This window comes from Bradyrhizobium sp. G127, from assembly GCF_021502575.1.
Lineage (GTDB): Bacteria > Pseudomonadota > Alphaproteobacteria > Rhizobiales > Xanthobacteraceae > Afipia.
Window position 1 is genome coordinate 160457 of record NZ_JAKFGN010000001.1, and the last position, 12200, is coordinate 172656.

Consider the following 12200-nt stretch of genomic DNA (forward strand, 5'->3'; position numbering starts at 1 on the left):
GGCAGGATTTCGTTGCTAACCCGCCAGCGAGACCGGCTGGTCGGAGGCTCGGATCAGGCCGTGTTCGACCACGGCGTTCCGGCCCCGGCGCTTGGCGGCGTACAAAGCTGCGTCCGCCGCCTCGATCAGATCGTCTTGCGGCTGGGCTTCGCCCGGCGCAATCGTCGCCACGCCGACGCTGACCGTGACGGCGTTGCCGCTCCCGATAACGTGGGGAATGGCGAGGCCTTCGACGGAGGCGCGTACCTGCTCGGCCACCTGCGCGGCATAGGCCGGATTGCTGTTGGGGAGCAGCAGACAGAATTCTTCGCCACCATAACGGGCGGCGAAGCCGGCGCCGGCGTCCGCGATAGCGGCAAGAACTTCGCCGACGCGGCTGAGGCAGGCATCGCCCTCCGGATGACCGTAAGTGTCGTTGAAGAGTTTGAAATGATCGACGTCGATCATCAGGATGGAAAGCTGCGTGTCGGTTTGCAGCGCCTTCATCCATTCGAATTCGAGGCGACTCTGGAATCCGCGGCGGTTGGCCAGGCCGGATACCAGGTCGAGGGATGCAATCACGGTGAGCCGGTCATTGGCCGCGGCCATCTCCCGCTCTCGCTCTGAAAGCTGCGACGCCATAGCATCGAAGGCCTTGGCGAGCGGGATGAACTCCCGCGGCAATGCCGCGCTTGTTGCTCTTGTGGAAAATTCGCCGCGGCCGAAACGGTTTGCCATATCCGTCATCATGCGCACGGGCCGGATGATGAGACGCTCGCCCACGATCCACGCGCCAAGCAGCGTGAACAGTCCGACAAGCGCAAGTTGAACATAGGCGTTGCGGATATCGCGATTGACGTCGCCCAACATGATCGACTGGTTGATGCTGACAATCATACGGGCACGTGTGCCGGTGACGCGGGCAAACGACACGGCCTTTTTCTCGCCGTCGGCGGATTCGAAGGAGATGGAACCGAAGTCGCGATCGAGATTGATCTCCCGCAGCGTGACCGCTTCGAGCAGGGACGTGTCCTTCAGTTGATGCCCGATCAGATTCTTGCTTTCGGGCGGAGACGCCAGGATCGTTCCCTTGCCGTCAACGAGTACGACCGATACGCCGGAGCGTTCGCCGCGATTGCTCAGCAGTTGCGACATCCATTTCAGATCAATCGCCGCGATCACCACGGATTCCTGGCCGCCATCCACCGCCGAGACGGGATAGGCGGCTATGATGGTCGGCAGGCCGGTGGTGCGACTCAGGATGTAATCGCTCACCACGAATTCGTGGAACTCGCGCGCCTTGCGGATATATTCGCGATCGTCGAGATCGAAACCGACGATGGCGGGCATCGTGGAGCAGCTGATCTTGCCGTCCGGTCCGACGATCGACAAGCTTCTGATCCACGGCAGATCGACCCGCAGGCTTGCGCGCATGATGGCGCAACCGCGGCCCTGTTGGGACGCGGCGGCGAAGATGTAGGCGGAGGATTTCAGAACAGCCTGCACCGTCGAGATGATTTCGCGCTGGGCGTCGGCGGTGTGCCTTGCAAGTTCGGACAGCTCGTTGGCGGCCTGCGCCACCTGCTTGGAGCGGGTGTCCTCAAGGAGCCGCACGCGATCGAGCATCAACGGCAGGACCAGGATCAACGCCAGCAGAACAAGGCGCGCGCGAATCCCCAATAGCGCCCTTAGCTTTGACGTGTTGCGGCCCAATCTGGCGATTGACATCGGTATTCCCTTGCCCCACGCCAACATTTACAAAAAAGGCTTCAAAGACCCTTTCCCGAATTCCCTAAAATTCGAAAGATCACTAATTTGACGGCAACTTTCCCTCGATGGCTGTGGATAACATGCCGCCGGTAATATCCGATTCACCAAGCGGGCTTGCCATTGTGGAGCGAGAGGTCGCGCGCGCCTGCAGGGATGCGCGTCGCGATCGCGCGTCGGTGACACTGATCGCCGTGTCGAAGACGTTCGATGCCGAGGCCATCGTGCCGGTGATTCAGACGGGTCAGCGTGTTTTCGGTGAAAATCGCGTGCAGGAAGCAAAAGCCAAGTGGCCGTCCTTGATGAACGACTATCCGGATCTGTCGCTTCATCTGATAGGCCCCTTGCAATCCAACAAGGCCAGGGAAGCAGTCGCCTTGTTCGATGCTATCCACTCGCTGGATCGCGCCAGTTTGTGCGAGGCGCTGGCGAAAGAAATCGTTAAGCAGGACAAGCGCCCCCAACTGTTCGTCCAGCTCAACACCGGCGAAGAACCACAGAAGGCCGGCATCGCGCCTCCCGATGCAGATGCGTTCCTCGCAAACTGTCGCGAGGTTTATGGCTTGCAGATCGAGGGATTGATGTGCATTCCGCCGGTGGATGATCCTCCCGCGCCGCACTTCGCTCTCACGGCCAAGATCGCGGCGCGTAATGGCTTGAAACTTTTGTCCATGGGCATGAGCGCGGATTTCGAAACCGCGATTCAACTGGGGGCCACCCATATCAGGGTCGGGTCCGCAATTTTCGGCAAGCGGTAAGATTTGGCGCGTGACTTGATCGTCATTTCGACGAGCAGTTGCGACGAAGCAATGCAGTTTTTTTCAAGCGAAGAACAGCTTCGCTTTTCTCGCAACGGCGAGAGCCTTACAGACCTATCCGATGACGATCCTGGTCTGTGGCCCGAGCCGCGATAACAGCCGCAGCATCGCGCGCCGTGTCAGTCCGACGCAGCCGGCTGTCGGCGAAAAATTTTCGCGGGCCAGATGCAGGAAGACGGCGCTGCCCCGGCCCGCGATCCGAGGCCGGGTGTTGTGGTCGATCTCAATGATGAAGTCATAAAGGTGGTCCGCGCGCATCAGCCGGTCGCCGTCATCGCCCGCTTTGCGTTCGACGGCCCGGTTGTAGTGCCGGTCTGCGGGATCTTCCGACCAGGCGTCGTTATGCCGGATGGCCCGGGTCGGCAAATGGGTCTTTGGTTGGGGATGTCGGTCGTTCCGCCACCACACCCGGACCGGATGAAATGTCCCGCGGGGCGTGCCGCCGTCACCTTCGAACTTGTTGGCCTTGATTCCGCCGCGTCCGAGAGCGACCGGTAGAATCTGCGGGCCAGCCACCAACCAGCCTTGGCTCGGACGGCCGGCAGCGGCGTGGATCGATACCAAAGAAAGCGGCCGATCACGCAACGGTGTTTGGTAAGCCCTTGGAAAGCCTATATTTCCCATGACTGCGTAGAACTCCAGCTTGCGCTTTCACCTGCACATGCTCTATTTCGCCGAGGCGCTTCGAGATCGCTCTCAAAGTCCTCTTTTACAAGACGAATTTTAAAGGACTGGACGCTATGGCCAACGCCCGCAAGATCCTCATCGTGGATGACGATACCGATCTGCGCGATGCCCTGGTGGAGCAGTTGTCGCTTCATGAGGAATTCGAGGCATCTGCTGTCGATACCGGTGCGAAAGGCGCACTGGCCGCCAAAAGCAGTTCGCCCGATATCGTGCTGATGGACGTGGGACTGCCCGACACCGATGGCCGGGAAGTGGTCCGCAGCCTGCGCAAGGGCGGCTTCAAGTCGCCGATCATCATGCTGACCGGACACGATACCGATTCGGACACCATTCTCGGTCTCGAATCTGGCGCGAACGATTATGTCGCAAAGCCCTTCCGCTTTGCGGTGCTGTTGGCCCGCATCCGCGCACAGTTGCGCCAGCACGAAGCCAGCGAGGACGCGGTGTTCTCGGTCGGTCCCTACAGTTTCCGTCCGGGTTCCAAGATGCTCACCGGGGCCAACGCCAAGAAGGTGCGGCTCACCGAGAAGGAAACCGCGATCCTGCGTTTTCTCTATCGCGCCGGCCAATTGCCGGTGTCGCGAGAGACGCTGCTGCAGGAAGTCTGGGGTTACAATTCCGGTGTGACCACTCATACGCTGGAAACGCATATCTACCGCCTGCGTCAAAAGGTGGAGAAGGATGCGGCAAGCCCCGAAATTCTTGTGACTGAGTCCGGGGGCTATAAGCTGGTGCCATGAGTCGAATCAATCGACCAACCGGCGCTTCGCTCTATGGCTATTGAAGACGACATTGCCCTGTTTTCGCGCGTCCCGACACTGAATCTGTTGGGTGCCGCGGCTATGCAGGTGCTCGCCATAGGCGCGGAGCAGCGCGACTACGGCTTTGGCGACAAACTTTTCGAACAGGGAGAGCCGGCGGATGCCGGCTTCATCGTCCGCCGCGGCGCGTTTCGTGTTGCGTCGGACGACGGCAGTGAGGCGGTGGCGGGTCAGAACGCCTTGATCGGCGAACTCGCACTTGTCGTTGCGATGGCGCGGCCTGCAACCGCAACCGCTCTGGAGCCGTCGTCGGTGTTGCGTATTTCACGCAGCCTGTTTCAGCGCGTGCTTGAAAGTCATCCGGATGCGGCGCTGCGTTTGCGTGATGAATTCGCTGCACGCTCCACTGCGGCAGCCGGCGCGATGTCGCGTGTGTCGGCAACGCTGCGGTAAATCCGATCACAGATCGAGCACCGCCGTTACCGGGACGTGGTCCGATGGACGCTCCCAGCCGCGGGCGTCTCTAGTGATCCTGAAATCAGAAACGCGGTTGCTGAGCGCCTTCGAGACCCAGATGTGGTCGAGACGCCGGCCCTTGTTCGCTGCGGCCCAGTCCGCGGCGCGATAGCTCCACCACGTATAGATCTTTTCCGGCTCGGGAATGCGCTGCCGCGCCACGTCGATCCATTCGCCCTGTGCCTGCACGCCGAGCAGCTTTTCGCATTCGATCGGCGTGTGCGACACGATCTTCAGAAGCTGCTTGTGCGACCACACGTCATGTTCGTGTGGTGCGACGTTGAGATCACCCACCAGGATGTGCCGGTCGTTGGCCTTCGGATGCAGCGGCGCGCAATTGCGCATCTCATCAAGGAACGACAGCTTGTGTTCAAACTTCGGATTGAGCGTGGGGTCTGGAATATCGCCGCCGGCGGGCACATAGAAATTATGCACGGTCAGCGGCTCCGCCATTTCGGCCCTTTGTCCAAATGCCACCGAGATATGCCGCGAATCGACCTTGCCGCAGAAGGTCCGCACGTCGCTCGACTCAAAAGGAAGTTTCGAGACGATGGCGACGCCGTGATAGCCCTTCTGCCCGTTGAGTGCGACATGTTCGTAGCCAAGACGCTTGAAGCGCTTGAGCGGAAATGCGTCATCGACGCATTTCGTTTCCTGAAGGCAGAGCACATCGGGCCGTACCGCCTTGATGAACTTGGCGACGAGGTCGATGCGCAGGCGCACCGAATTGATATTCCATGTGGTGAGGGTAAGGCGCATAGAAATGTACAGTATCCCGATCGTCACATGCGAGCTTGACCCGCGTGTCTATCAATTCGGAAGATGGATCGCCGGGTCAAGCCCGGCGATGACATTGTGCCCAGATCAGGAAGAGCAGCTTGCGGTAAACACCGTCAGTTATTGCCCGAGGAATAGTTCGTGTAATCGATCCTGAACATGTTTGGATCGAGCTTCTTTGTGGTGTCGAGATTATAAACCGCGACCGTGGTGTCGTATCCCTGCGGGTCGGTTACGGTCCACTGCTTGAGCTGATTGTCCTTGGCGCCGATCATCAGCATCAGCCGGCTGGTCCCGACCAAGGTCTGCTTTTCCTCGATGGTGACGCTGACGAACATGTCATCGGCCGCCACGCCAACCACATTGGTGTCGCGCATCAGATCGATGCGATCGGACAGCAGATAACGTAGTGGCGTTTGCGACAGCGGGTAGACATCCTGCGTCGCCAGCCTCCGATCGCGCACGATCACGGACGAGCCGTCGGCGACCAGGGCGATCGGACTCGGGTCGTCATATTCGAACCGGATCTTGCCGGGCTTCTGGATATAGAAATCGCCGGTGGTGCGCTTGCCGTCAGGGCCGACCTGGACGAAATTGCCGGACACATTGATCAGCGAAGAGAGATAGGCACTGACCTTGGCCGCCAGAGCCTTCTGATTGGCGTCGAAGGTCGGCGATGCGCCGCCGAACAGGCTGCGCAAATCCGGGATGATCGGCGTCGGCGGAGTCGATGCGGCGGGTCCGGGAATCACAGGCGTCGGCGGAGCCTGACGCGGGGGTGTATCGGTACGCGTTTTCGGCGCGGGCTTCGGGATCGGCACCGCCTGAGCAAACGCCGGCGAGAGCATGAGTAAAGCGGCGACGGTCGCTGCCAAGGCCGCGACAGGCATTTTGCCGCCGGACGACGCGCGCGAACGGGCTCGGCAGAACGGCTGAAGGATGGGGAGATGTCTCAACGGTCCGTCCTGTCCGGGATGACTTTCAATCTTCCGTTGGGGCTAGCCCCAAGCTATGGCGATTTCGCGGCTGCGAATAGGGCTTGAGAACACAAAGACTAACCGAAACGCTCCTCGTCCTCGGGCACCAGAATCTCGCGTTTGCCGGCGTGATTGGCCTGCCCGACGATGCCTTCCAGTTCCATTCGCTCCATCAGGGTGGCGGCGCGGTTGTAGCCGATCTGGAGCCGGCGCTGGATGTAGCTGGTCGAGGCCTTGCGGTCGCGCTTGACGATGGCTACGGCCTGCGAGAACAGGTCGCCCTCGCCGCCATTGGCGCCCATGCTCGTGCCGTCGAACACCGCGTTGCCGTCCTCGTCGGTTTCCTCTTCCGCCGTGACCGCCTCGAGATATTCCGGCTGACCCTGCGCCTTGAGGTGGCGGACGATCTTCTCGACTTCCTCATCCGAAACGAAGGGGCCGTGGACGCGGCTGATGCGCCCGCCGCCGGCCATGTAAAGCATGTCGCCCTGACCGAGCAGTTGCTCGGCGCCCATCTCGCCCAGGATGGTGCGGCTGTCGATCTTCGACGTCACCTGGAAGGAGATGCGGGTCGGGAAGTTCGCCTTGATGGTGCCGGTGATGACGTCCACCGACGGACGCTGCGTTGCGAGGATCACATGCAGCCCCGCCGCGCGCGCCATTTGCGCAAGACGCTGCACCGCGCCTTCGATGTCCTTGCCCGCCACCATCATCAGGTCGGCCATTTCGTCTACGATGATGACGATATAGGGCAGTGGTTCGAGTTCGAGTTTCTCTTCCTCGTAGATCGCCTTGCCGGTTTCCTTGTCGAAGCCGGTATGCACCGTGCGCGTCAATTCCTCGCCCTTGGCTTTGGCTTCGGCGACGCGGGCGTTGTAGCCGTCGATGTTGCGTACGCCGAGCTTGGACATGCTCTTGTAGCGCTGCTCCATCTCGCGCACCGCCCACTTCAGCGCGACCACGGCCTTCTTCGGATCGGTCACAACAGGGGTCAGCAGATGCGGGATGCCGTCATAGACCGACAGTTCGAGCATCTTCGGATCGACCATGATCAGGCGGCACTGGTCCGGACGCAGGCGATAGACCAGCGACAGGATCATGGTGTTGATCGCGACTGATTTGCCGGAGCCGGTGGTGCCGGCGATCAGCATGTGCGGCGTACGAGCAAGATCAATGATCACCGGATCGCCGCCGATGGTCTTGCCGAGGCAAAGCGGCAGCTTGGCGTTGCTTTCGACACCTTCCTTCGTGGTGAGCAGCTCGCGCAAGTAAACCTTCTCGCGCTTCGCATTCGGCAATTCGATACCGATGGCGTTGCGGCCGGCGACCACCGCGACGCGGGCGGATATCGCGCTCATGGAGCGCGCGATGTCGTCTGCGAGGCCGATCACGCGCGACGACTTGATGCCCGGTGCCGGTTCGAGTTCGTAGAGAGTGACGACCGGACCAGGGTTGGCCTTGGCGATTTCGCCGCGCACGCCGAAATCCTGCAGTACGCTTTCCAGCGCGCGCGAGTTGGTTTCGAGTTCATCCTTGCTGAGCGTGAAGCGGTCTGAAGCCTTCGGTGCGGCCAGCACAGACACGGGCGGCAGCACAAACACGCCCTTGCGGCCGGCAGGCTTGGGTTCGGCGCGCTTCTTCGGCGCGCGGGCGACGGGCTCTTCCTCCTCCTCCTCTTCGTCTTCCTCCTCTTCGTATTCGTCCTGAGGCACCAGCGACGGCGCCCGGCGTCCACCCCCGAGGTTCGGCTCCATCCGTTCGAAGGCGGCCGAGCGCTTCGATTCTGTGCGTCCGACCAGCATCGCGAAGATGGCCGAAAGTGCGCGCATCACGCGGACCTTTGCGCTCATGGCGGTATGGACGATCCATCCCAGCGAGACCGAGCTGCGATCGCCTTCCTCTTCGAAATCCTCGTCATCGTCGATCATCGGCCGGCGCGCGGGCGCGGCGATTTTTTCCTTTGCGCCTGCGCCGCAGGCGAAAACGAGGCTGGCCACCATGACGACAAACAAGATCAGGCCCAGCACGCTGCGATAGATGATGCCGGGGGGCCCGAATACCACCGCCGGAAAACGCACCAGCGCATCGCCCACGACGCCGCCGAGGCCCGTCGGCAGCGGCCATGCGCCGCTGCGCGGCAGGCAGCTCGCAAAACCCGCCGCGATGACGGCACAGAGTATCCAGCAGGCAATCCGTAAGGCTTCGCGGTCGAAAGAGCGATGCGTCACCAGCCGCCATCCCCACACCGCGACCGGCAGGATGAGCATGATCGAACCCAGCCCCAGAATCTGCATCAGCATGTCGGCGCCGATTGCGCCCGGCTTGCCCATGAGATTGCGGATCGGACCAGAGGTCGCGTGGCTGAGACTTGGATCTTGCACCGACCATGTCATGAGGGCGGCGGCGATAACGCAGGACAGCGCGATAACGCCGAGGCCCGTGAGTTCGCGGAGGCGTCGGCCGAGCATTTCGCGAATCGGATCGGAGATCTGGCCGACGATGGGGATAACGCGTTCGATCGCTGGCATGTTTCTACTAGCCCCGCGTTCCGTTCAAGACTTCGACCATACGATGCAGCGCCTCAGCCGTTGTTTCACTGTCCTGCACCATGGCGACGCGGATATAGCCCGCGCCGGGGTTGCTGCCGTCGGCCTGCGGCCGCGCGAGATAACTTCCCGGGACCACGCGGACGCCGCCATCTCTGAAAAGTTTTACAGCGGCGGCCTCGTCGCCGCCATGGGCGGAAACATCGAGCCAAATGCAGAAACCGCCGGCGGGCCGCCGATAGTTGAACCGGTTGCCGAGAATTTGGTCGGCGAGATCGAACTTGATCCTGTAGAGCCTGCGGTTCTCGTCGACATGGGTTTCATCGCTATAGGCGGCCACCGCGACATGCTGCAGTGGCACCGGAACCTGCGGCGCTGCAACGTTGCGCAATTCGTGGAAGCGAGCCAGAAAATTCCTGTCGCCGGCGACGAAGCCGACGCGCATGCCGGGAAGGTTCGAGCGCTTGGACAGCGACTGGAAAGCGACCACGTTGGCGAAATCATTCCCCGCCGAGGCGAGCATGCTGCCCGGCGCGCTCTGCGTATAGATTTCGGAATAGCATTCATCGCTGAGCACGATGAAGCCGTGACGATCGGCGAGCTGCTTGACGCGATCGAAATAGCTGGGCGATGCGACCGAGCCCTGCGGGTTGGCGGGCGATGCGAGATAGAACGCGACGGTGCGATCGAGCGTCTCGGCGCTTAGCGCATCGAGATCGGGCAGGAAGCCGTTGTCCCGCGTGGTTGGCAGAAACACGGCTTCGCACCCTGCCGCCCGCGCGCCGGCGGCATAGGCCGGATAAAACGGATTCGGCATCAGGATCGCTGGCGCGCCTTTGCGCGGGGCGGCATAACGCGCCGCTGCGATGCCAGCGAAAAACAGCCCCTCGCGGCTGCCGTTGAGCACCAGGATTTCGGTCTCTGGATCGAGCGCGCGGGGCAGACTGAATCGCCGCGAGGCCCATGCTGCGGCAGCCTGCCGGAACGGCTCGATGCCGCGTGCGATCGGGTAGCGGCCGAAGTCGTTGATGTGCTTGGCCAGGATCGGCCCAACAAACCCCGGAACAGGGTGCTGCGGCTCTCCAAGTGACAGGTTTATCAATGGTTTGCCTGGCTTGTGAGGTGCCAGCAGCTCGGTCAACCGGGCGAACGGCGAGCGCTCGCTGGCCTGGGCGCCGTCTTGGGCGCCGGCAAGGGAAGCCGTGCGGGAAGAAGCGGTCATGGCCATCTCAGAGCGCCAGCACTTTTTAAGGTCCGTCGGTCGCGCCCGGATTGGTCGCGGGGTCGCGGGATTGGATCACGCCACCATAGGTGCGGCGAGGTTAAGACGCGATTAACCATCGCGGATCGGCGTGCGTCCAGCGTGTTCTTCCCCCGGCCGGCTTCAACGCAAAAGTAAAGGGCCCCAGCTTGCGCTGGGGCCCTCCGACGGAAAGGGCATTGCCGGGTTTGTGCCCTAACCGTTGTTCCGAAAATTCGCCGCGACCCCGAGATCGCGGCGAACGGCTTACATGTTATAGGCACGCTCCGTGTGATCGGTGATGTCGAGGCCTTCGCGCTCTGCATCGACCGGGACACGCAGGCCGACGATGACATCGACGACCTTGAAGATGATCGCCGAGCCGACGCCCGACCACACCAGCGTGGTCGCGACAGCCTTGAGCTGCGAGATCATCTGCGCGGTGAAGTCGTAGTCGGCGATCTTGCCGGCGACGTAGTCCATCACGCCCGTGCCGCCGAGGGCAGGGTTCACCAGGATGCCGGTAGCCAGAGCGCCGACGATGCCGCCGATGCAGTGGACGCCGAACACGTCGAGGGAGTCGTCGTAGCCGAGAGCGTTCTTCACCACGGTGCAGAAGAACAGGCAGACGACGCCGACCACGAGGCCGAGGATCAGCGCGCCCATCGGGCCCGAGAATCCGCAAGCCGGAGTGACGGCGACAAGACCTGCGACCGCGCCCGAAGCCGCGCCCAGCAGCGAGGGGTGACCCTTGATCATCCACTCCGCGAACATCCACGACATGGCTGCCGCGGCGGTTGCGAGGAAGGTGTTGGTCATGGCCAGTGCAGCCGTGCCGTTGGCTTCGAGGTTGGATCCGACGTTGAAGCCGAACCAGCCAACCCAGAGCAGCGAAGCGCCGATCATGGTCATGGTCAGCGAGTGCGGAGCCATCAGCTCCTTGCCGTAACCGGTGCGCTTGCCGATGATGAGAGCGCCAACGAGACCGGCGATACCGGCGTTGATGTGCACCACGGTGCCGCCCGCGAAGTCAAGTGCACCCCAGAGGAAGATCTGACCGGCGTCGGCCATGACTTCATCGAGTTTGGCCTGTGCCGCAGTCTTTGCAGCGCCGTCAGCGGCAGCAGCAACAGCCTTGGCCGCAGCCGTAACCGCGTCCGGACCAGCCCAGTACCAAACCATGTGAGCCATTGGGAAGTAGATCAATGTCACCCAGAGCGGGACGAACAGCGCGACCGCCGCGAACTTGGTGCGTTCTGCAAACGCGCCGATGATCAGGCCGGGGGTGATCGCGGCGAATGTCATCTGGAAGCAGAAGTAGATCAGCTCCGAGATTTCGACGTCAGCCGAGAATGTGCCCGCCATCGAGTCCGGCGTGATGCCCGACAGGAATGCCTTCGAGAAGCCGCCGATGAACGGCGAACCGCCGGTAAAGGTGATGCTGTAACCGTAAACGGCCCAGATGATCATCACGATGCAGGTGGTGTAGAGGATCTGCATCAGAACGGAGAGCATGTTCTTCGAGCGGACGAGGCCGCCATAGAAAAGCGCGAGGCCTGGAACGGTCATCAACAGCACCAGCACTGTCGATGTCATCATCCAGGTATTGTCGCCTTTGTTGATCGCCGGTTCGGCATATGCCGCGGTTGCGGCGAACAGGCCGACGGCAAGTGCCGCCAATCCCGCGCAAGTGGGACGTTTGAACGTCATCTGTTTAACTCCTGATTGGTAAAGGGTGAGCGCGAAATCAGAGGGCGGCAGCATCAGCCTCACCCGTGCGGATACGCACCGCATGGTCGAGGTTGATGACGAAGATTTTGCCGTCGCCGATCTGGCCGGTCTTTGCAGCACCGGTGATCGCTTCAATGGTCTTGTCGACCTGAGTCGAGGCGACAGCGACCTCGATCTTGATCTTGGGCAGGAAACTCACGGCGTATTCAGCGCCGCGGTAGATTTCCGTATGGCCCTTCTGCCGACCATATCCCTTGACTTCCGTTACCGTGAGACCGTGAACGCCAATGGCGGTCAGGGCATCGCGGACCTCTTCCAGCTTGAATGGCTTGATGATGGCCATAACAATTTTCATGGGTTCTTCCCCGCTTGGGCCCGGTCGTACAGACCGGGCGTTCTCG

11 protein-coding genes are annotated in these 12200 nt (G+C 61.7%); 3 read left to right on the plus strand and 8 right to left on the minus strand.

Features of this window, described 5'->3' with window-relative positions:
• Nucleotides 1-15: 15 nt before the first annotated feature.
• Nucleotides 16-1707, minus strand: coding sequence for a diguanylate cyclase domain-containing protein (locus LVY71_RS00805; RefSeq protein WP_235097309.1), 1692 nt, complete (start codon nucleotides 1705-1707; stop codon nucleotides 16-18).
• A 107-nt stretch (nucleotides 1708-1814) separates the two neighbouring features.
• Between LVY71_RS00805 and LVY71_RS00810 the strand changes: the two genes are divergently transcribed.
• Entirely contained in the window at nucleotides 1815-2504 is a 690-nt protein-coding gene (locus LVY71_RS00810) for a YggS family pyridoxal phosphate-dependent enzyme (protein WP_235097310.1), read from the plus strand.
• A gap of 114 nt (nucleotides 2505-2618) precedes the next feature.
• Here the strand turns inward: LVY71_RS00810 and LVY71_RS00815 are convergent, their stop codons facing one another.
• The gene (locus tag LVY71_RS00815) at nucleotides 2619-3188 is read right to left on the minus strand and encodes a L,D-transpeptidase family protein (RefSeq protein ID WP_235097312.1); all 570 of its coding nucleotides are present in this window, start codon (nucleotides 3186-3188) and stop codon (nucleotides 2619-2621) included.
• A 116-nt stretch (nucleotides 3189-3304) separates the two neighbouring features.
• On the opposite strand from LVY71_RS00815, the gene LVY71_RS00820 reads away from it, so the two are divergent.
• Both LVY71_RS00820 and LVY71_RS00825 read left to right on the plus strand, forming a co-directional pair.
• The gene (locus LVY71_RS00820) at nucleotides 3305-3991 is read left to right on the plus strand and encodes a response regulator transcription factor (RefSeq protein WP_235097313.1); all 687 of its coding nucleotides are present in this window, start codon (nucleotides 3305-3307) and stop codon (nucleotides 3989-3991) included.
• 33 nt (nucleotides 3992-4024) lie between these two features.
• On the plus strand, nucleotides 4025-4465 hold the full coding sequence (locus LVY71_RS00825; RefSeq protein WP_235097314.1) for a cyclic nucleotide-binding domain-containing protein: 441 nt from the start codon (nucleotides 4025-4027) through the stop codon (nucleotides 4463-4465).
• Nucleotides 4466-4471: 6 nt separating this feature from the next.
• On the opposite strand, the gene xth is transcribed toward LVY71_RS00825, so the two are convergent.
• The 6 genes from xth to LVY71_RS00855 all read right to left on the minus strand — a co-directional run bounded on the left by xth (nucleotide 4472) and on the right by LVY71_RS00855 (nucleotide 12154).
• On the minus strand, nucleotides 4472-5287 hold the full coding sequence (gene xth / locus LVY71_RS00830; protein ID WP_235097315.1) for an exodeoxyribonuclease III: 816 nt from the start codon (nucleotides 5285-5287) through the stop codon (nucleotides 4472-4474).
• 134 nt (nucleotides 5288-5421) lie between these two features.
• Nucleotides 5422-6195, minus strand: coding sequence for an outer-membrane lipoprotein carrier protein LolA (locus LVY71_RS00835; protein ID WP_235097316.1), 774 nt, complete (start codon nucleotides 6193-6195; stop codon nucleotides 5422-5424).
• Nucleotides 6196-6359: 164 nt separating this feature from the next.
• Nucleotides 6360-8810: a DNA translocase FtsK gene (locus tag LVY71_RS00840; protein WP_235097317.1), complete on the minus strand. Its 2451-nt coding sequence runs from the start codon at nucleotides 8808-8810 to the stop codon at nucleotides 6360-6362.
• Between the two features lie 7 nt (nucleotides 8811-8817).
• Entirely contained in the window at nucleotides 8818-10056 is a 1239-nt protein-coding gene (locus LVY71_RS00845; RefSeq protein WP_235097318.1) for an aminotransferase class I/II-fold pyridoxal phosphate-dependent enzyme, read from the minus strand.
• 279 nt (nucleotides 10057-10335) lie between these two features.
• Complete coding sequence (locus tag LVY71_RS00850) at nucleotides 10336-11778, minus strand: ammonium transporter (RefSeq protein WP_235097320.1); 1443 nt, start codon at nucleotides 11776-11778, stop codon at nucleotides 10336-10338.
• Nucleotides 11779-11815: 37 nt separating this feature from the next.
• The gene (locus LVY71_RS00855) at nucleotides 11816-12154 is read right to left on the minus strand and encodes a P-II family nitrogen regulator (protein ID WP_235097321.1); all 339 of its coding nucleotides are present in this window, start codon (nucleotides 12152-12154) and stop codon (nucleotides 11816-11818) included.
• Nucleotides 12155-12200: the final 46 nt, after the last annotated feature.

Bases quoted from the DNA above. Each gene is read 5' to 3' on its own strand.
- LVY71_RS00835 (WP_235097316.1), bottom strand. From the start codon at position 6,195: ATGCCTGTCGCGGCCTTGGCAGCGACCGTCGCCGCTTTACTCATGCTC.
- LVY71_RS00815 (WP_235097312.1), bottom strand. From the start codon at position 3,188: ATGGGAAATATAGGCTTTCCAAGGGCTTACCAAACACCGTTGCGTGAT.
- LVY71_RS00850 (WP_235097320.1), bottom strand. From the start codon at position 11,778: ATGACGTTCAAACGTCCCACTTGCGCGGGATTGGCGGCACTTGCCGTC.
- LVY71_RS00845 (WP_235097318.1), bottom strand. From the start codon at position 10,056: ATGGCCATGACCGCTTCTTCCCGCACGGCTTCCCTTGCCGGCGCCCAA.
- LVY71_RS00820 (WP_235097313.1), top strand. From the start codon at position 3,305: ATGGCCAACGCCCGCAAGATCCTCATCGTGGATGACGATACCGATCTG.
- xth (WP_235097315.1), bottom strand. From the start codon at position 5,287: ATGCGCCTTACCCTCACCACATGGAATATCAATTCGGTGCGCCTGCGC.
- LVY71_RS00810 (WP_235097310.1), top strand. From the start codon at position 1,815: ATGGCTGTGGATAACATGCCGCCGGTAATATCCGATTCACCAAGCGGG.
- LVY71_RS00805 (WP_235097309.1), bottom strand. From the start codon at position 1,707: ATGTCAATCGCCAGATTGGGCCGCAACACGTCAAAGCTAAGGGCGCTA.
- LVY71_RS00840 (WP_235097317.1), bottom strand. From the start codon at position 8,810: ATGCCAGCGATCGAACGCGTTATCCCCATCGTCGGCCAGATCTCCGAT.
- LVY71_RS00825 (WP_235097314.1), top strand. From the start codon at position 4,025: ATGGCTATTGAAGACGACATTGCCCTGTTTTCGCGCGTCCCGACACTG.
- LVY71_RS00855 (WP_235097321.1), bottom strand. From the start codon at position 12,154: ATGAAAATTGTTATGGCCATCATCAAGCCATTCAAGCTGGAAGAGGTC.